The sequence below is a fragment of the Alkalimonas sp. genome, from assembly GCF_020831925.1.
In the GTDB taxonomy this organism is placed as follows: Bacteria; Pseudomonadota; Gammaproteobacteria; order Enterobacterales; family Alteromonadaceae; genus Alkalimonas.
The window spans coordinates 33,133-51,660 of sequence record NZ_JAFIFQ010000028.1 but is presented as its reverse complement, the minus strand read 5'-3'; the positions used below and the strand labels follow the sequence as shown (position 1 = coordinate 51,660).

The 18,528-nt window shown below is 53.1% G+C and carries 15 protein-coding genes; 1 reads left to right on the top strand and 14 read right to left on the bottom strand.

The window, feature by feature from the left end:
• Positions 1-84 precede the first annotated feature (84 nt).
• Together JJU14_RS10325 and JJU14_RS10320 are read right to left on the bottom strand one after the other, a co-directional pair.
• Positions 85-957, bottom strand: a complete 873-nt coding sequence (locus JJU14_RS10325) for a U32 family peptidase (RefSeq protein WP_228613227.1) — start codon at positions 955-957, stop codon at positions 85-87.
• 39 nt (positions 958-996) lie between these two features.
• The gene (locus tag JJU14_RS10320; protein ID WP_228613225.1) at positions 997-1,989 is read right to left on the bottom strand and encodes a peptidase U32 family protein; all 993 of its coding nucleotides are present in this window, start codon (positions 1,987-1,989) and stop codon (positions 997-999) included.
• 139 nt (positions 1,990-2,128) lie between these two features.
• On the opposite strand from JJU14_RS10320, the gene JJU14_RS10315 reads away from it, so the two are divergent.
• Positions 2,129-2,632 (top strand): SCP2 sterol-binding domain-containing protein, encoded by a 504-nt coding sequence (locus tag JJU14_RS10315; RefSeq protein ID WP_228613223.1) that lies wholly within the window; start codon positions 2,129-2,131, stop codon positions 2,630-2,632.
• Between the two features lie 93 nt (positions 2,633-2,725).
• On the opposite strand, the gene JJU14_RS10310 is transcribed toward JJU14_RS10315, so the two are convergent.
• The 12 genes from JJU14_RS10310 to JJU14_RS10255 form a co-directional block, all read right to left on the bottom strand.
• Complete coding sequence (locus JJU14_RS10310) at positions 2,726-3,202, bottom strand: DUF6644 family protein (protein WP_228613222.1); 477 nt, start codon at positions 3,200-3,202, stop codon at positions 2,726-2,728.
• 22 nt (positions 3,203-3,224) lie between these two features.
• A complete protein-coding gene (locus JJU14_RS10305; RefSeq protein ID WP_228613220.1) occupies positions 3,225-3,605 on the bottom strand; it encodes a hypothetical protein in 381 nt (126 codons plus the stop codon).
• A 532-nt stretch (positions 3,606-4,137) separates the two neighbouring features.
• Positions 4,138-4,539: a ribonucleotide reductase subunit alpha gene (locus JJU14_RS10300; protein ID WP_228613218.1), complete on the bottom strand. Its 402-nt coding sequence runs from the start codon at positions 4,537-4,539 to the stop codon at positions 4,138-4,140.
• Positions 4,540-4,651: 112 nt separating this feature from the next.
• The gene (nrdD, locus tag JJU14_RS10295; protein ID WP_228613216.1) at positions 4,652-6,490 is read right to left on the bottom strand and encodes an anaerobic ribonucleoside-triphosphate reductase; all 1,839 of its coding nucleotides are present in this window, start codon (positions 6,488-6,490) and stop codon (positions 4,652-4,654) included.
• Between the two features lie 15 nt (positions 6,491-6,505).
• Positions 6,506-6,955 (bottom strand): anaerobic ribonucleoside-triphosphate reductase activating protein, encoded by a 450-nt coding sequence (gene nrdG, locus JJU14_RS10290; protein WP_228613214.1) that lies wholly within the window; start codon positions 6,953-6,955, stop codon positions 6,506-6,508.
• Positions 6,956-7,271: 316 nt separating this feature from the next.
• Positions 7,272-8,483 (bottom strand): alginate export family protein, encoded by a 1,212-nt coding sequence (locus JJU14_RS10285; protein WP_228613212.1) that lies wholly within the window; start codon positions 8,481-8,483, stop codon positions 7,272-7,274.
• Between the two features lie 273 nt (positions 8,484-8,756).
• A complete protein-coding gene (locus JJU14_RS10280) occupies positions 8,757-10,532 on the bottom strand; it encodes a M64 family metallopeptidase (RefSeq protein WP_228613210.1) in 1,776 nt (591 codons plus the stop codon).
• Between the two features lie 266 nt (positions 10,533-10,798).
• Positions 10,799-11,566 (bottom strand): peptidylprolyl isomerase, encoded by a 768-nt coding sequence (locus JJU14_RS10275; protein ID WP_228613208.1) that lies wholly within the window; start codon positions 11,564-11,566, stop codon positions 10,799-10,801.
• Between the two features lie 197 nt (positions 11,567-11,763).
• On the bottom strand, positions 11,764-12,462 hold the full coding sequence (gene narI / locus JJU14_RS10270; protein WP_228613206.1) for a respiratory nitrate reductase subunit gamma: 699 nt from the start codon (positions 12,460-12,462) through the stop codon (positions 11,764-11,766).
• On the bottom strand, positions 12,459-13,199 hold the full coding sequence (gene narJ / locus JJU14_RS10265; RefSeq protein ID WP_228613204.1) for a nitrate reductase molybdenum cofactor assembly chaperone: 741 nt from the start codon (positions 13,197-13,199) through the stop codon (positions 12,459-12,461). The genes narI and narJ overlap by 4 nt, the downstream gene beginning before the upstream one ends.
• Before the next feature lie 3 nt (positions 13,200-13,202).
• Complete coding sequence (gene narH / locus JJU14_RS10260) at positions 13,203-14,738, bottom strand: nitrate reductase subunit beta (RefSeq protein WP_228613202.1); 1,536 nt, start codon at positions 14,736-14,738, stop codon at positions 13,203-13,205.
• 20 nt (positions 14,739-14,758) lie between these two features.
• Positions 14,759-18,481 (bottom strand): nitrate reductase subunit alpha, encoded by a 3,723-nt coding sequence (locus tag JJU14_RS10255; protein ID WP_228613199.1) that lies wholly within the window; start codon positions 18,479-18,481, stop codon positions 14,759-14,761.
• Positions 18,482-18,528: the final 47 nt, after the last annotated feature.

Genomic DNA, 18,528 nt, shown 5'->3' with positions numbered 1-18,528 from the left:
TCAACATTCAACATTCAACATTCAACATTCAACATTCAACATTCAACACTCAACACTCAACACTCAACACTCAACACTCAACACTCAACCGGAGGCCATGCCAGCCAGCTGCAACCAGTAACCGTTGCAATCACCATCAGGCAATGGCTGCGGCGCCTCGCCATGCAGATTGGCTTTAAATTTTGCCAGCCAGTCAAAGGTCCCTTCATGCTGTGGGCTTAACCGCACAATGTCAACCAGGCCATGCATTTGCGGCAACTGGTTGATCAGGTTGTAGCGATCACCGGATTGCGTTTGAATGCCATTGAGCACAAACACCTGCTTGCCATCCTGGCTGGTGACGGTGCGCCCCTCGGGGTACTTGATGCAACACAGCTCGCACTGATCCTTGCTGCGATTTTCCGAGCGGGCGGTAAAGCAGCGGCCGGACCAGGCCAGCGGCAAATGGCCAAAGGCCAGCAGCTCGGTTTGGAAGCAATCGCGAATATCCTGAATGCAGCTTTGGCTGAGCAAATCGCGCAGCCATTGCTCCGATAACTCCACCGGCAGCACCCAGCGCTGCAACCCCATGCCGACCAAACGGCGCAGTGCGTGCTGGTTGTAGCAACTGATCGCCGGGCCACAGACAAAGGTGATGCCTTGTTCTTGCAGCATCTGGATAGCACCGACATCGTTGGCTTCCACTAAGAAGTCGCCGTTCTCGCAGTAACGGCGCAGTTCGCGCAGCTCGGATGGTGCTTCCAGCAGTGTCATGGTGGATAAACAAACCTGCTTACCGGCTTCGCGCAGCATGTGCGCCAGTTGCAGGTAATCATCCAGTTTCAGCTCACGCCGTTTGCTGCACACCGTTTCGCCCAGATAGACGATATCAATGGCGGACTCAGCCGCCTGGCGGTAAAACTGCTGCACCTGGGCTTTGGGCCAGAAATACTGAATAGGGCCAAGGGAAAACTTCATCTGAGATTCCTTATTTCCTGTGCGATAGGTTCCATGCGCTTATTTCCAGGAACGATGGTAAGCACCGAGCGTAGTCTGGCTGCCTTCCGATAAGCCAGCCAGCACCTGTTGCCAGTTGGCGGCGACTTCAAAGTGCGCCGGGTCCTGCAGCAGGGTATCAATCGCCTCACGCCAGACTTTGGTCAGCTTGGCGACATAAGCCGGGCTACGTTGGCGGCCTTCGATTTTCAGCGAAACAATGCCTTCTTTGTGTAGCTCGGGCAGCAGGCTCAGGGTATTTAAGCTGGTCGGCTCTTCCAGCACATGGTAGCGCTCGCCATCCACATCAAAGCGGCCTTTGCACAGGGTCGGGTAGCCAGCGGTTTCATCCGGGGCAAAGCGATCAATCAGCACGCCATTTAAGCGCGACTCCAGCTGGCCGTCGTGTTCATCCCAGCGAACGAAAGCCGCAGGCGAGCAGGCACCGGCGGTATTGGGCGACTCGCCGGTGAAATAAGAGCTCAGATAGCAGCGGCCTTCCGCCATAATGCACAGGCTGCCAAAGGCAAAGACTTCCAGGTCGATGTTGCAGGTACGCGCCAGCGCCCGCACTTGTTGCAGCGACAATACCCGCGGCAGCACCACCCGTGACACGCCGTACTGGCGGTAAAATTCAATGGCAGCGGCATTGGTGGCCGATGCTTGCACCGATAAATGCCGCTCTACCTGCGGGTAGCGCTCGGCTGCATAACCGAGCACCGCCATATCGGCTAAGATCAGCGCATCTGCGCCGGCTTTGACTGCACTATCCACCGCCTCCTGCCAGCGTTGCCAATTGCCTGGGTGAGCAAAGGTATTGATGGCGACATGCAGTTTGCGACCATGGCGGTGCACATAATCAGCGGCTTCTGTTAGTTTCAGCTGATCGAGGTTTAAGCCGGCAAAGTGCCGGGCATTGGTTTCGTCTTTTAAACCAACATAGACCGCATCGGCGCCATGTTCAATGGCGGCTTTTAAGGCTGGCACACTGCCAGCCGGGCAGAGTAATTCCATACGAACTCCTGCGCTTGTTGCTGCCGGAACTTACCCAGTGTGGCAGCAAGCAACGCATCAAACTTTGATGTAGATTAAACAAGAACTGCTTGTTTTTAGTATCATCAGTGTACCGGATTAAAGGCTTGGAAGTTATTGAATGTTAAATAGAAAATGGGTTATCCAACAGGTGGTAGTGCGCGGGCCTTTGTGGGTAGGCACAGCGCTTCGGCTACTGCCAAAGCCCATCAGCAGCTTTGGTTTGGAACAGCAAATGAACTGGTTTTTCCGTCAGGAGTTAACCGTAGGGGAGCTGGATTTTCTGAGCGGTAAAACCGTGAAGGTCGAAGTGGCTGATTTGAATTATCAGTTTTACCTGCAACTGCAACAAGGCCGGTTAACAGTGCTGGCCGATGGGGCAGAGGATGTGTTGTTTCGGGCCAACAGCCAGGATTTACTGCAGCTGATCACCCAGCAAGCCGACCCGGACACGCTGTTTTTCCGCCGCAAGCTGGCCTTGCTGGGCGATACCGAGCTGGCCATGGCGGTGAAAAACCTGCTGGATACCATTGAGCTGCATGAGCGGCTGCCCAAATCATTGGTTACCTTGCTTACGCGATTGGCAGAAGCTGTACCAGCCCTGGATCAGGGCCAGTTGGCATAGAAAACCAGTTAATTTCCATTGGGCTTGGTGGGTGTAACTTTTTGGGTAGTACCTCTGAGCGTATGTAGGTTGGCTATGTTTTGGCACAGAAGTCTAAACAAATGCGATCCAGCGCCCGGCCAGCAAGATGGCCAGCCAGAGCAGCAATGATAGCAGGGCGGTGATTTTAAGAAAAAGAGTAGGCCTTTGACCATCAAGCAGGGCTTGCCAGTGTGGTAGCCGGTGCACCAGCAGAATATTGAGCAAAGCCAGCAGCAATAAAGCGAGTTTTAGCAAAAAAGCACTGTTGGCAAGATAGTGAGCTGGCTGGACACTAAACAGCAGGGGGCCGGTAACCAGCGCAAGCAACAGGCCGCAGGCTGCAAAGCGGCTGAGTATGGGTGCCAGCATGGTCAAGTCGCCACGGTCGGTGATACCCAGCAAACGCAAATCAAGTATCAGCACTGAACCCAGTAACAAGGCGATACCCAGGATATGGGCACTGCTTAGCAGCGGGTATCCGATGCTGGATTGGCGCAACCAACTGGCCAGCGCGGTATCACCCAGGCTGACCAGCAGTTCAGTGAGCATGATGACCGTACTTTAACAGCGGTTATTGGTCTTCACGCAGCAGGCTTGGATAGAAGGTGTACACTCTGTCATCAATGGTGGCGCGGACCGCTTTGATAATGTGTTCATCCTTGTTGTTGGAGCGATGACCCCGAATAAGCACCAGATCGCCAACGGCGGCTTCCCCTTCGACAAAACCAGCATCACGGGTTTGACGTGGGTTACCAAGATCTACCTGCCAGGGGCCTTGCTCTGTCTCGATCATCAGGCGTGGGTGTGGCGGGCCGATATAGATTTCGGTAATGGTACCAGTCATTTCTGTTTGTTCGCTTTCAGCCCAGTTCCAGCCATGGTGTGCTGTCGCGCTAAAAGCCCAGAACAGGGCAGCCAATAGAGCAGGTACTAAGAGAGCAAAAAGTCGCATCACGGTATCCTCATTATTCAGTCAGTAGTTACCAGTATAGGAAACAAGCAATTTTGTGCCAAGCTACGAACTGGCATCTTTGCCGGTGTGGAAGTTATAAGTAATACCAGAAATAGACGAAGCCAAAAATGGTGAGCGCTGTAATGAGTAACCAGCCAGCAGCTACTTGCCAAGAGTTAAGATTAGTGTCTTGTTGCTTCATTAATAAAACCTTGGATTTATAAAGCGCTCTAAACGATGTTTTGCTGCATCAATAGCAACTCTTCTGACTGAATCAACAATGTAGTCTAACACTGGTTTGGCGGCTCTGGAGGCTGTTTGTGTAGCTTTCTCTCTAACATTACGCCGAATTTGTTGTAAATAGCTGAATCACACCGGGTTTAGAGCAACTACATCAAGAGGGTGATCTACAGGCGCTCCAACCAGGAGAAGCCTATTTTTAGTTTATCAGAACTATGCCTGAACCAGAGCTTGATGGGTACTCAAATACGGTTCTTGTATTGGTAGTTAGTTGGTAGATCGTTATAAACTTTTACTGAAACTGCAACAATTCACCTTGCTTATTCACCGCCAGGAAATTCGCCACCTGGCCGGCTTCAATGCGCTGTACCATCAGCTTTAGCGGCTGTACTGCTTCGTCGGAATTGGGCGCAAACCCAGCGCGGCCTTCCATACTGGAAATAAAAGCGATGTCCCAATCCAGTTCGGTTTGTTTGGACTCTTCGACGAAAGCGGCAAAATCGCGCACGTCTTCCGGTAGCTTATCCACGCAGAGGACTGATTCCAGATAACCGCCTTCGCCTTGCTCAAAACGGGCTTGTTGCTCTGGGGTTGCATCTTTCGGCAGTTGCATTTTGGTGAGCACAAACAGCAGTCGTTGTGGCTCAGCCTGATGGTAGGCCATCTCAATAAACTGGGAATAGGTTGAAAACATAGAATACCTGAAACTGGTAGAACGTATGCTGCACAGTGTAGCAGCCAAAGAGTGCAGAGCCGACTAGGCAAAAGAGGCAGTGGCTACCCCGAATGGGGTAGCCGTTTGGCGATTAAGCTTCTGCGGCAACGGCCTGAGGTGTTTTGGGTATTGTGGGCTGAGCACGGAGTGGCTGAGGCGCGCGATGATAATGCCTCAGCGCATGCTCTTTGCGCCGGCCGCTGCTAAAGGCCGATACCCGTTTTAAGTAACCAATCACCCGGGTGCCGTGATCAACATCCTGGCTGCCACAGCTGCTGCAGTGGTGCAGGGTACGTTTATCAATGGCCTCACACTGATTGCAGATGGTGATTTTGACATTGACGCAGAAGTAATTGCAGCCGGTATGGGCGGCAATGTTCAGCATGGCCAGATAGCCGTCTTCATCCAGTTTTTCATCCAGGTTCAGGTGCAGCGCCGAGCCGCCATCCAGATAATCCAGCAGCTCTTTGCCATGCAGCTGGAATTTATCCAGCGCATTGGTCTGCTCATCTTCCACCACATAAAAATAGGAATTGTAGCAATCGCGCGGTACCTGGTAGCCATCTTCGCTATCCCATTTGGCATTTTTCACCCCCAGGTTCTCTGCCGGTACAAATTCGGTATTAAACAGATAGCCGTATTTGGCTTTGGCGGCTTTATTGGCATCAAAAATACTTTTCAGCTGCTCACGGACAAAAGCAATGTACTCCGGGTTGTTGCTGGCCACCAGCCCCTGCGATTCGGCGGCTTCGACCATGCCATTGATGCCGATGGTTAAAAACTGTTTATCCAGTGAGATAAAACCCGCGTCGTATACGGTGAGTAAACCTGCTGCCAGATACTCCTCCATCAGCTTGCGGTAGGCCACCTGGTACTTGTGGATCTTGTCGACTTCGGTGGCCAGATCGCGGCCATCCTGCACCAGCCGGTTCATATTGATGGTAATGACATTGATGGAGCCGGTAGCGACGCCACCGGCGCCGAGCGAGTAAGAAAACGTGTTGTCACTAATTTCACTGCGCAGCCGGCAGCAGGAGGCTAATGAGTCGGCATTATCCGACAAATACACAAAAAATGAGCTGTCGTTGGCCAGTTGTTTGGCCATGCTTTTGGCAAACTGCTGATCTTTGCACTGGCCTTGCTCGGTCAGCATGGCGACGGTGACCACAGGGAAGGTCAGGATGGTTTTTTTGCGTTCCTCGTTAAACCAATCGAGGAAAAAGTGCTGCAGCGCATCGACTGAGTGCCAGTCTGGTTTTGTGAAGTCCGGGAATACAAAACTGCCAAACATGCTGTCGAAGTAATGCTGATCGTACACCGAAATATTCCAGAACACGCTTTGATAGCCGCGGGCGGCGGCGGGTTGGTTCAGGGCATAGACCACATGCTGCAAGTGATTGGCGATCAGGTGAGGGTGGGTTTGCAGGTAGTTATCGCCATAGTCTTTACGGGCAAAGTAGTCGAAGTACGTCAGGAACTCGACGGTAGCGACGGCGCCGGCAAACTGGCTGCTGATGGCAAAGACAAAGTTAACGAAACAGCCACAGAACGATTCCAGATGCTTCGGTGCTTTGGATTCACCACCCAGCTTGGTCAGGCCATCGCGCAAGAAAGGGTATAGGGTCACCGAGACGCAATAAGGCTTTAAGCTGGTCTCATCGTGCACATAGATCTCGTGCTGCTCGATTTGGCGGCCGTACTCTTCTGCCAGCTCAGGACCAAAGAGTTCAGCAATTTTCTGGCTGACTTTGCCACGATTGACCTGAATAAAGATGTCTTTCATCAGCTCAGCTTCTAAGGTGGCGATGTTTTTCTGGGTGACATTGGCGTTGGCATCCATTTTCGAGCCATCGGCGGCGTTCTGGGCGCTTAAGTAATGGTCGATGAAATCCAGCTTTTGTTGTAGTTGTTCTGGTTGTAAACGTAACATAGTAAAGCTCCTTGCTTAGCGGATAAAGCGATGGTTAAGGGGTTGGCCAGTGCGTACATCCACCAGTCGTTGGTTGGTATTCGGGTTATCCAGGCCGCCACGTTCGGGCAGCCAGCGGCCGGTTTTCAGGTAGGTCAGTTCGGCTTTCAGACTGTGCTCGATGTCTTCCAGCCCGGTGTACAGACAAGTGTGTAGCCCATGCCGGCGAATCAGTTGCAGCTTGTGCTTGAGCTCAGCGCTGTGCCATTCGCCGCCTAAAAACAGCACACAACTGATCAGACCCTGGTATTGGTTCAGCCGCTTTTCCAAGTGCTCATCGGTCAGTGGCGTGCCTTTATTGGCATCCCAGCTTTCACTGCTGTGGCAGCCTTGGCAGCCAAGGCTGCAGCCGGTGATGGTGTACGCCAGTGAGACTTCACCAGGAACCTCCTGCCAGACCACTTGTTCAATACTAAAGCGCAGCATAAAAGACCTATATATGGTGTTATTATTTATTTTAATGTCTATATATTGTGTTTAGGGTAGGCGTTCTGTGGGTGCAAAGCTTGATCTGGATCAAGGTTTCGCTGCTGCCCAGGATTGCCAATCCCTCAGAGCCGCATGCTTGCTGGATCCTTTACCCCATCGGGGATAGTGCTGAATCTAAGTGAAAAAAAACCGCCCACTGAAAACCAGGGGCGGTGCAGAGGAGCCAGGAAAGCTGGCTGTGGAGTTGGTAATGACTGCCTTATGTTGCTTAAAAACTAAACTCGATGCAGCCCTGCACAGATCCCAGTTTGTTTTAAATCGAATAACTCAGCATTAGCCAGACTTTGCGGTTATCCACCGCCAGACTACTCGCCTGGTAATCGGCCAGTTTCAGCAGGCCTTGCAGTTGAGCACTGAAACGGTAACTGGCCGTCAGGTTCCATTCGCTGCCATAACGCCTTCCATCGGTATCGCTGCGATAGCGGTGGTAGTTCAGCGCCAGCTGCACCGGGCCAGCAGGATGGCGCAGGCCCAGCCATTGATCCCGCAAGCCATCGTTTGGTGTCACTAAAAACAGATCGGCAAAGCCCTGAAAGGCATGCAGGGTAGCCAGCGGCGTTTGAAACGCACTGCTGCCATCGCCGGCCAGGCGCTCGGTGCCAGCTATCACTTGCAAACTGTGCTGCTGCCAGCTCAGTTGCAACCGGTGGTAATGGTGTTGGTAACTCAGCGGCGCATCGTGGCGGTCTTGCTGCCTGGCCGCTGCCAGCTGCAGGCTCAAGCTTTGTTGCTCGCCCAAGGCCCATTTGCCTTGGTAATCCAGGCCATAGGTCAGGCTGCTGCGCACGGCCCAGTCGTTAAAGTCCAAATCGTAGCCATAGGCTGCCAGTTGCTGAGTGGGGCTTAGTTGCCAGCTGAGCAGGCCGGTAGTAAATTCACCGCGCTGATTGGCCGCCGGGCCTTTGGGGCCAAACACCCGGTTGACGTTATGCAAACGGGCCAAATCCAGCTTAATGGTGGGTGTGAAGGCATGCTGCAGCCGGTAACCATCAAAGGTCTGCTCGTTCTGCCGCCAGCCGACCCCGCCTAAAAAGCGCTGATTCAGATGATTGATACGCTGGCGGCCCAGGGTAAAGCTGGTGTCTGCACTGAGCTGGTACTTTAAGGCCGCCTGGTTGATATCGGTGCCTTTGGGATCGGCCACCACACTGTAGTGGCTGTTGCCATGGACGGTGCTGTTGAAGGTTTCACCGCCCAGTACACTGACGTTGTCGACTTCCAGCAAACCAGAGAAGCCATAAGCCTTGCCGGTGGCTAGCGTTAAACGACTGCGCAGGGTAGATGCCAATGCATCTTTTAACGCATTGTCTTGTTCGACATGCTCCAGCCGGTAGCGAAAATGCAGGTTAACAGTGCTGTCATTGATTGCCTTGCTCAGATTTGCTGCTTCAGCGCATATCGGTGAACTAACGAGCAGAGCTGGCAGCAGAGCGAGGCCTGGTAGCGTGGCATGGCGGGCTTTCATGGCAATTCCTCCTAGTGTGATGGCGTTTATACTAGTAGGGGGCTGCGCTTGAGCTTTGATGAAGATCAACAAAATCATTCAGTTACCAATAGAAGGGTAGGTTGCTTACCTCCAGGTTGGCAGGAGCAAACCTGGTTATGTCAGCAATAAGTGGTGCGTGTTTATAGAAGTGCCTGGGTTTTGCTCTGGATAGAGGCCAAACTTCAGCCGGTCAGGCTATTGGCTCTGTTCTTGTCTTTTGTATTTGGTAGAACGATTGGTAGAACAGCAACATCACTGAAATGGCAGTCGAACCGTGACGTAATTGGAAGGTGGCGCTTCGCCACAGCTATTTCTGGCGGTAACACGCATATAAAAGGTACTGCCTGGCTGCGAGTTGCTGTACAAAACGCTAGGAGTGCTTATGGTTCGGCTGAGCAACCACTGACCGTTGGCACTGTTCCAGTAGTACACATCGTAGTGACTGGCACTGGTCTGAGGCAACCAGCTTAAGCGGAACCCTCTAGCATGCACTCCGCTCACCTGAACTCTGTCAATACGGGAAGGGACAGAACAAGAGCTGCCATATTGAATTTGCCACTGGCGTTCTGAATGAAGCCGCTGTTGTGGATCACTTAACACATATCGGGTGTCGTCGTGCACATGCAAACGCACTTCATACACGCCTTCAGGGTAATGGATACCATCGAACAGCCATTCGGTTTGCTCGCTCACCAGTTGATCATTCAAGTACCAACGGCTGCGAATGGTATTCTCTGTGTTGGTTAAAGTCTCGGCAGAAAATAGTTGTTGCTCACCTGGTTGCAGCAGGATTTCCCCGGGCAGTGGCTGCACCTGGTCAATTGGATCCACTCTGGCGTAAATGCTTCTTACAATAGCCTCCTGGTTCACTTCGTAAAATGGCTGGCCAAGTTGGCGCATCATAGAGTTGTAGGTAGGGCGATACATGCCATAAGAGCAGTACATGGCACCCTGGAAGCTGCTGACATGGCTTACCGCCAGTTGCCAGTGGCGCCACTTAGCTGCATTGCTGAAGCGGGTTGCATTGGCACTGGCAGGTTCGAAAATAGAGCAATTCCCATACTCGTATTCATCAGCCAGGCCGGCAAAGCTGTGGCCTAGCTCATGCAATGCCAGATCGATGGCCGCTGGTGCAAGGGAGATGGTGGCGACTTGACCACCGGCACCGCCATACATTTGTGAATTCACAACCACCAGAACTTTATCAATGGCATCTGCTGGTAAAACGCTGTACAGATATTGAAAAACCAGGCTTTCATTGACACACAACAAGCGCGCAATGTTAAAGCAATTGAAATAAGAGCGGAAACGGGTATTGATTGGAGAGCCGTAACCTGTGCCGTCTTGTTGGCTGGCAACTTCAACGCGCCAGATATTAAAGTGGCCCTGGAAGTTCTGATAGACCGATTCGTTAAAATAACCGGTTACAATGTTTTCAACTTCGGCGGCGAAGCGCGGCAGGCTATGTACTGTGTAGCCTTCGGATAACACAATCATATCAACCCGGTTGGCAGGATCGCCACTAAAGAGCACCGGAAAGACCCCTTGCTGTGCCAGCAAGTCAAGATCGATTGCTTGTGTCGGGCTTGTTAAAGGCAACACAGAGCTTAGCTCAATGGCAATAGGGGCTGACATTTTTTTGTTATCAGCCTCCTCAATGACAAGTGTTTCGACAGAGAGGTGCCTGGGTATTTGCAAGCGCAGAGTCCCTTCTGTCTTTTGAAGATGCTGTTGTTGAACCGGGGTGCCGTCATCAGGGTTGAACACCTCGGCATGAAACCAGCGAGGATCATCAACAGTGACCGAGTAAACTTTCTCCTTATCGCGATCGAAGCCTGTGACAACCAATTGATGGTGCCCCTGGCGCAGCCGTTGCGGCTGCATCGAGCTTCGGTAGTAGGCTGCCTTAAGTTGGGCGCTGTTAAGGCCGGCTGAGTCAGTGCGCAAATGAATATGGTACTCGGTTGCAGGCTCCGCGCTTGCCAGGTGGGGTAGCAATAACAGCATCAATACTAAAAGGTAACGCATGATGGTTTCTCCTCAAGGTTGACCAAGGAACAGACACGCTATGAATATCGGCTGGATGTGTCGCTCATTGGTTTGGATAATTAACCAGCAAAGTGGCTGATTAACATTTGGGTAGCAAAGTAAAGGATTGATATAAAAAATGTAGCTTAAGATCATTTTTATGCAAACTTGATGGCGCTCAATGGCAGGTTGATGTCAGCATTTTTAGCAAGACATTAGAGTTGGGGGGAAGAACGGGCGAGCCAAAGCAGCTCGCCTTAGTGGTATTACTGCATCAGCGGTGATTCGGATAAGTTAAAATCGTAACCTTCGATCGTGGCTTGTACCACCAGGGTATGGATGTACTGGGCGATGGCTTTACGCCGCACTTTCTCATTCAGGTAATCCGCAATTTTCTGCTGCACCGCCGCAAAGGGCAGCTGCTGGCCGGCAATCTTTTGCTGAATGTAGACCACGTGAAAACCATAACGGCTTTCTATCGGGTCGGGTAGTAAGCCAGCCTCGGCCGCAAACAGCTGGCGCTCAAACTCTGGCACCGTCTGGCCACGGCTGATTTGCCCAAGGCTACCACCGGTCTGGCTGGAGGGGCAGGCCGAGAATTTGCTGGCCAGCTCGGCAAAGGACTGGCCTTGCTGCAGTTGCAGCAGCAATTCTTCGGCCAGTGCTTTGGCATGTACCCGTTCCTGATCATCATCTGGTGGCGCTGCCAGCAAAATATGGCGTACTTCCATCAGTGGTGAACTGGTAAAGCGCTGTGGATTTTGTTGGTAGTAGTGCTCACACTCCTGGCGGGTGGCGGCCGGAATACTAACTTCGCGTTCAATCAGCTGCTCTAAATAATCGTGCTCGCTGGTACTGCTTTGATTGGCGGCAACCTCAAGGCCGAGCTGACTGGCACGTTGACGCAGCAGTTCGGCAATCACCAGCGATTCGGCTGCCTTGAGCATGGCATCACGTTGGGATTCGGCCGGGTGGTACTGCATTTCTGCCAGGATGGCCTGCTCAGAAATTTGGGTTTGGTTCACTTGGATCATCGTCATCTCCAGCAGGCAATGCTGCCTGTTATAAAGCTTTCGCCTTGGTTTAGCGCTGTTGCGGCAAGCCAATAAAGGGTCACGCCGTGGATCCGTCCCTGGAGGCTCTTGATCAGCATCCATGCTGCTCAGGTCCCCTTTATTGCTTCCCCCAGCATCGCTTTCAGGCATTTGGATAAAGTCCTTACCACATTGACTTAAGCCTTACGGTCACCAAAGCGACGGCGCACCACCTGATAATTGCGGCCAAAATAGCCCACCGGTACGCTCCAGATATGCACCAGGCGGCTGAATGGGAACAGCACAAACAAGGTGACACCCCAGAAGATATGGGCTTTGTAAATCCAGTGCAGATCGGCGACAAAGGCAATGGCTTCCGCCGGACGGAAGGTCAGCAGGTAACGCGACCAGCTCATCAGATCTTTCATCACATAACCGTCCATATGACCGGTAGAGACAAAGATGGTCAGAATGCCCAGGATCAACTGCCAGTAAATCACCAGCAAAATCAGTGTATCCATGGTGGAGCTGCTGGCACGTACCCTGGGGTTGAACAAGCGGCGATACACCAGCATGGTCATGCCGATAAAGCACATCACACCAAAGAAACCGCCCACGCCCATCGCAATCAGTTGTTTCCCGGCCAGGGTAATGCCAAGGAAATCCCAGACTTCGTAGGGAATGACCAGGCCAGCAAAGTGACCGGCAAAGATCATGATGATGCCAACATGGAAAAACACACTGGCAATGCGGAAGTATTTCTTATCCAGCATCTGACTGGACTGCGCTTTCCAGCTGTACTGCTCGCGCTCATAACGCAGCAGGCTGCCAAGAAAGAAAATCACCGAGGCAATGTAAGGGTAAATCCCAAACAACAACATATCTGTAAAGTTCATGATGCGACTCCTGAGCGGACTTTGTTGTTGGATGCCTGGCTGGCATCGGTCCATTGCAGTGGCACGTGGTGATCACGCCGCTGCTTTTCAGTGGGTTTGTAGCCGCTGCTGCAGCCATCTTGTTCAGAGCCCGGGCCGAAGGTCACCATTTCTTCTTCCCAGACTTTATCCAGCGCTTCTTTGGTGTCGTCGCGTTGCTCATTTTTCAGTTGCTCGCGCACGGAGTCCAGCTCCACATCCACCCCGGAAAGCTCCAGCAAGGCACTGAACAGTGCCTGATAGTTGCAGTTGCGCTGCTCAAGACGGCACAAGAGTACCGACAAAATATGCGCCACTTCAGCCAGCCCCAGGGCGGCATTCTCGTCGCCCTGAGTGCTTAAAAACTCCAGATAAAGCGGCAGATGGTCCGGCAGCTCGCGTACGTCAATCTGTAAACCCGCCGATTTGTACTGGTTCATTAAATCGACCATGGCCTGACCACGGGCACGTGACTCGCCATGCAGGTGCTCGAACAGCAACAAGGATAAAGAGCGGCCACGCTCAAACAGACCATCGTAATCGGACTGCCACTCCATCAAATCGCCGCTAAAGCGTTGCTCGATAAAATCGAGCAGCCCTTGTTGCTTTGCATCCGACAGCGTCGACTCTGCCACCAATTGCTGCAGTTCTGTTTTTGCCAGCAGCAGATCCTGGGTAGGGTACTCCAGCAGTAAGGAAATCAGTTGTAGTATGCGCATGCCTTACTCCTTCATCGTCACAGGGATGACTTTACGTACCCCTTTGCTGCTGCCACCAAAGATGTTCAGCTTGCTCTCACCGCCGCCACAGCCATTGCCGAAGCTAAAGCCGCATTCGCCTTTCAGGTCGTAGGCATTTTCTGCATAAGCTCGGTGGCTGGTTGGAATGACAAAGCGATCTTCAAAGTTGGCCAGCGCCATGTAGCGGTACATTTCCTCGACCCTGTCTTTGGTGAGGCCTACCTGCTTCAGCACCTCTAAATCTTCCACGCCATCAACCTGCTGCGAACGTTTGTAGGCACGCATGGCGATCATCCGCTCCAGTGCGCGCACCACAGGTGCTTCATCGCCGGCCGTCAGCATATTGGCCAGGTAGCGCAGGGGAATGCGCAGTGATTTCAGATCAGGGATTTCACCGTTCATACCGACATGGCCGGCTTCGGCCGCGCTTTGAATCGGCGACAGCGGTGGCACGTACCAAACCATCGGCAGGGTGCGGTATTCCGGGTGCAGTGGCAGCGCCACTTTCCAGTCCATCGCCATCATATAGACCGGCGAACGCTGGGCGGCCTTTAGCCAGTTATCCGGAATGCCTTCTTTGCGCGCTGCTTCAATCACCGCTGGATCGTGTGGGTCCAGGAACAGGTCGAGCTGCGCCTGATACAGATCTTTTTCGTTGGCGACACTGGCGGCGGCTTGAATTTTATCGGCATCGTACAACAACACACCCAGGTAACGGATACGGCCCACACAGGTTTCCGAACAGGTGGTGGGTTGGCCGGCTTCAATCCGCGGGTAGCAGAAGGTGCACTTTTCGGACTTACCGGATTTCCAGTTAAAGTAGATTTTTTTGTACGGGCAGCCGGAGACGCACATCCGCCAGCCACGGCATTTGTCCTGATCGATCAGCACGATGCCATCTTCTTCACGCTTGTAAATAGCACCGCTGGGGCAGGAAGCCACGCAGGTTGGGTTTAAGCAATGCTCACACAGCCGTGGCAGATACATCATAAAGGTCTTTTCAAATTGACCGTAGATGTCTTTTTGCACCACTTCGTTGAAGTTTTGGTCTTTTTTCCGCTTTTCGAACTCGGTACCAAGAATTTCTTCCCAGTTCGGACCCCATTCAATTTTTTCCATACGTTTGCCGCTAATCAGCGAGCGGGGTCGGGCGACCGGCTGGTGCTTGCTGTCTTTGGCGTTGTGCAGGTGCTGATAATCAAAATCGAACGGCTCGTAGTAGTCGTCGATTTCCGGTAAGTCCGGGTTGGCGAATAAATTTGCCAGGATCCGCAGTTTGCCACCGATTTTTGGTACCAGTTTGCCGTTGCTTTTACGCTCCCAGCCACCTTTCCACTTGTCCTGGTTTTCCCATTCTTTTGGAAAGCCGATGCCGGGCTTGGTTTCTACGTTGTTGAACCAGGCGTACTCGACACCCTCGCGCGTGGTCCAGACATTCTTACAGGTAATGGAGCAGGTGTGACAGCCAATGCACTTGTCTAAGTTCAGCACCATGCCGATTTGAGCTCTGATTTTCATAATAACTCCTCACGCCAACCTTATTCGGTATCCAGCCAATCGACTTTGTCCATTTTGCGAACAATGACGAACTCGTCGCGGTTGCAACCGACGGTGCCGTAATAGTTAAAGCCATAGGCCTGCTGGGCATAGCCACCAATCATATGGGTCGGCTTCATCACGGCCCGGGTCACCGAGTTGTGGATGCCGCCACGGCTGCCGGTCATTTCCGAGCCGGGCACATTCACGATCCGCTCTTGAGCGTGGTACATCATGCTCATGCCTTCTGGCACCCGCTGTGACACCACAGCCCGGGCGGAAATGGAGCCGTTGACGTTGAAGATTTCGATCCAGTCGTTATCGACAATACCTGCGGCTTTGGCGTCGATTTCACTGATCCAGACAATAGGGCCACCACGTGACAGCGTCAGCATCAGCAGGTTGTCGGAGTAGGTGCTGTGAATGCCCCATTTTTGGTGCGGCGTGATCCAGTTCAGCACAATCTCTTTGTTGCCATTCGGTTTTTTGTTTAACACCGGTTGCACGGTTTTCAGGTTAATCGGCGGCTTGTAGGCGCAGAGGGTTTCGCCAAAGTCGCGCATCCACTCGTGATCCTGATAAAACTGCTGCCGGCCGGTAATGGTGCGCCAGGGGATCAGCTCGTGCACATTGGTGTAGCCAGCGTTGTAGGACACATGCTCGTCTTCCAAGCCCGACCAGGTCGGCGAGGAGATGATTTTCCGTGGCTGGGCGACGATGTCGTTAAAGCGGATCTTTTCATCTTCCTTCGGTTTGGCCAGATGGGTATGGTCGCGGCCGGTAATCTTGCTAAGCGCGCCCCAGGCTTTTACTGCCACATGGCCGTTGGTCTCCGGAGCTAACGACAGAATCACTTCGCAGGCATCAATTGCCGACTCGATTTTGGCCATGCCCTGATTCGCGCCTTCGGCGGTGTGGGTACGGTTCAGCTTACGCAGGAATTCGACTTCTTCCTTGGTATCCCAACCAATGCCTTTGCCGCCATTGCCGATGCTTTCCATCAAAGGCCCTAAGGACGTAAAGCGGGCATAGGTGTTGGGGTAGTCGCGTTCTACCACATTGATGTGCGGCATGGTTTTACCCGGAATGGCTTCGCATTCACCTTTCCACCAGGCCTTCACACCATAAGGCTGCGCCAGTTCGGCCGGGGTATCGTGGTGCATCGGGGTGGTGACCACATCGGTTTCTTTGCCCAGGTGGCCAACACAGACGCGGGAGAATTCTTTGGCAATGCCTTTAAAGATTTCCCAGTCGCTGCGCGCTTCCCATACCGGGTCAATGGCAGCGGTTAACGGGTGAATAAAAGGATGCATGTCCGAGGTGTTCATGTCGTCTTTTTCGTACCAGGTGGCCGTTGGCAACACGATGTCGGAATACAGGCAGGTGGTGGACATCCGAAAATCCAGCGTGACGAACAGGTCGACCTTGCCTTCAGCCGGTTGATCGGTCCATTCCACATCCTGTGGTTTTTTGCCGCCAAATTCGCCCAGATCTTTGCCCAACAAACCATGCTTGGTGCCAAGCAGGTGGCGCAGCATGTATTCATGGCCCTTACCGCTGGAACCCAGCAGGTTGGAGCGCCAGATGAACATATTACGTGGGAAGTTTTGCGGGTTCTCCGGCTGCTCACAGGCAAACTTGACGTTGCGATCTTTCAGTTGCTGCAGCACATAGTCTTTTAACTCGACACCGGCTGCTTTGGCCTCGGCGGCCAGGCCCAACGGATTCACACCAAGCTGAGGCGCAGAGGGCAGCCAGCCCATGCGCTCCGCCCGGCTGTTAAAGTCGATAATGCTGCCAGACCATTTGTCTTTATTGGCCAGTGGCGAAATGACTTCGCTCATATCCAGCTTCTCGTAGCGCCACTGGCTGGAGTGATTGTAGAAAAAGGACGTGCCGTTCATATGGCGGGGTGGCCGCTGCCAGTCCAGCGCAAAGGCCAGCGGAGCCCAGCCGGTTTGTGGCCGCAGTTTTTCCTGGCCAACATAGTGGGCCCAACCGCCGCCGCTTTGGCCTACACAGCCACACAGCATCAGCATGTTGATCAGGCCACGGTAGTTCATGTCCATGTGGTACCAGTGGTTTAGCGCAGCACCGACAATGACCATGGAGCGGCCACGGGTTTTATCGGCGGTCCGGGCAAACTCGCGGGCCACGCGAATAACATCGGCGCGCTTCACGCCGGTAATGGCTTCTTGCCAGGCCGGGGTGTAGGGCACATTGTCGTCGAAGGAGGAAGCGCGGCTGCTATCCCCCAGGCCGTTATCCACGCCATAGTGTGCCAGCATCATATCAAATACAGTGGCAACCAGGGCGGTACTGCCATCGGCCAGTTGCACCTGTTTGGCCGGGATTTTACGCAGCTGGATATCGTCATGTTCGGTATGCTGGAAGTACTGGTATTCGTGCGGTGCGCCGCCAAAGTATGGGAAGGCCACATCGACCAGTTCGTCGTGCTGATCTTTTAAGCTCAGTAGTAAATCGACTTCACCCTGACGGTCTTTTTGCTCCAGATTCCACTTGGCGGCATCTTCACCCCAACGGTAGCCAATGGCACCATTCGGGCTGGTCAGCCGCTGATCGGCGGCATTGACGGCGATGGTTTTCCAGTCCGGGTTGTTGCTTTCACCCAGTTGATCCACCAAATCGGCAGCCCGCAGGAAACGACCCTGGGTTTTGTGGTTGCCGGCCTCGTCCAGCATCACCAGCATCGGCATGTCGGTGTAGCGCTTGATGTAGTCGGTAAAGTAAGTGCTGGGGTTATCGACGTGGAATTCTTTTAAAATCACATGGCTAAAGGCCATGGCAAGTGCCGCATCTGTGCCCTGACGTGGGGCTAACCAGGTATCACCAAACTTGGAAGCCTCGGAGTAGTCCGAAGTAATGACGCAGGTTTTGGTGCCTTTGTAGCGAACTTCGGTTAAAAAGTGCGCATCTGGCGTCCGGGTTTGTGGCACGTTCGAGCCCCAGACAATGATGTAATTGGAGTTGTACCAGTCGGCCGATTCCGGCACGTCGGTTTGCTCGCCCCACACTTGCGGTGAGGCTGGTGGCAAGTCGCAGTACCAGTCGTAAAAGCTCAGGCAGTTGCCACCAATCAGCGATAAATAGCGGGCACCAGCGGCGTAAGAAACCATCGACATGGCCGGAATGGGCGAAAAGCCGGTGACCCGATCCGGGCCAAAGGTTTTGGTGGTGTAGACGTTGGAAGCGGCGATCAGCTCATTGACTTCATCCCAGCTGGCGCGGACAAAACCGCCCAGACCGCGGCGCTCTTTGTAGCTTTTGGCTTTGACCGGATCGCTGATGATGGATTCCCAGGCTTTGACCGGATCGCTGTGCTTTGCTTTGGCTTCACGCCACAGCTTCATCAACTGACCACGTATTTTCGGGTACTTCAGCCGGTTGGCGCTGTAGATGTACCAGGAGTAACTGGCACCACGTGGGCAGCCACGCGGCTCATGGTTCGGTAAATCCGGCCGGGTACGCGGATAGTCGGTTTGCTGGGTTTCCCAGGTTACCAGGCCGTCTTTGACGTAAATTTTCCAGCTGCATGAGCCGGTACAGTTAACGCCATGGGTGGAGCGAACCACCTTGTCGTGCTGCCAGCGCTGGCGGTAGCCTTGTTCCCAGCTACGGTCCTGATCGGTGGTTACCCCGTGCCCATCGGCAAAAGGCTCTTTATGCGCTTTGAAATAACGCAGTTTGTCGAGTAGATGACTCATCGTACACTCCTGGTCTTGTCCTGCATGAACAGACGGTTTTTACTTAT

Coding starts and splice junctions, on each gene's coding strand:
- JJU14_RS10325 (WP_228613227.1), bottom strand. CDS start 957: ATGAAGTTTTCCCTTGGCCCTATTCAGTATTTCTGGCCCAAAGCCCAG.
- JJU14_RS10320 (WP_228613225.1), bottom strand. CDS start 1,989: ATGGAATTACTCTGCCCGGCTGGCAGTGTGCCAGCCTTAAAAGCCGCC.
- JJU14_RS10315 (WP_228613223.1), top strand. CDS start 2,129: ATGTTAAATAGAAAATGGGTTATCCAACAGGTGGTAGTGCGCGGGCCT.
- JJU14_RS10310 (WP_228613222.1), bottom strand. CDS start 3,202: ATGCTCACTGAACTGCTGGTCAGCCTGGGTGATACCGCGCTGGCCAGT.
- JJU14_RS10305 (WP_228613220.1), bottom strand. CDS start 3,605: ATGCGACTTTTTGCTCTCTTAGTACCTGCTCTATTGGCTGCCCTGTTC.
- JJU14_RS10300 (WP_228613218.1), bottom strand. CDS start 4,539: ATGTTTTCAACCTATTCCCAGTTTATTGAGATGGCCTACCATCAGGCT.
- nrdD (WP_228613216.1), bottom strand. CDS start 6,490: ATGTTACGTTTACAACCAGAACAACTACAACAAAAGCTGGATTTCATC.
- nrdG (WP_228613214.1), bottom strand. CDS start 6,955: ATGCTGCGCTTTAGTATTGAACAAGTGGTCTGGCAGGAGGTTCCTGGT.
- JJU14_RS10285 (WP_228613212.1), bottom strand. CDS start 8,483: ATGAAAGCCCGCCATGCCACGCTACCAGGCCTCGCTCTGCTGCCAGCT.
- JJU14_RS10280 (WP_228613210.1), bottom strand. CDS start 10,532: ATGCGTTACCTTTTAGTATTGATGCTGTTATTGCTACCCCACCTGGCA.
- JJU14_RS10275 (WP_228613208.1), bottom strand. CDS start 11,566: ATGATCCAAGTGAACCAAACCCAAATTTCTGAGCAGGCCATCCTGGCA.
- narI (WP_228613206.1), bottom strand. CDS start 12,462: ATGAACTTTACAGATATGTTGTTGTTTGGGATTTACCCTTACATTGCC.
- narJ (WP_228613204.1), bottom strand. CDS start 13,199: ATGCGCATACTACAACTGATTTCCTTACTGCTGGAGTACCCTACCCAG.
- narH (WP_228613202.1), bottom strand. CDS start 14,738: ATGAAAATCAGAGCTCAAATCGGCATGGTGCTGAACTTAGACAAGTGC.
- JJU14_RS10255 (WP_228613199.1), bottom strand. CDS start 18,481: ATGAGTCATCTACTCGACAAACTGCGTTATTTCAAAGCGCATAAAGAG.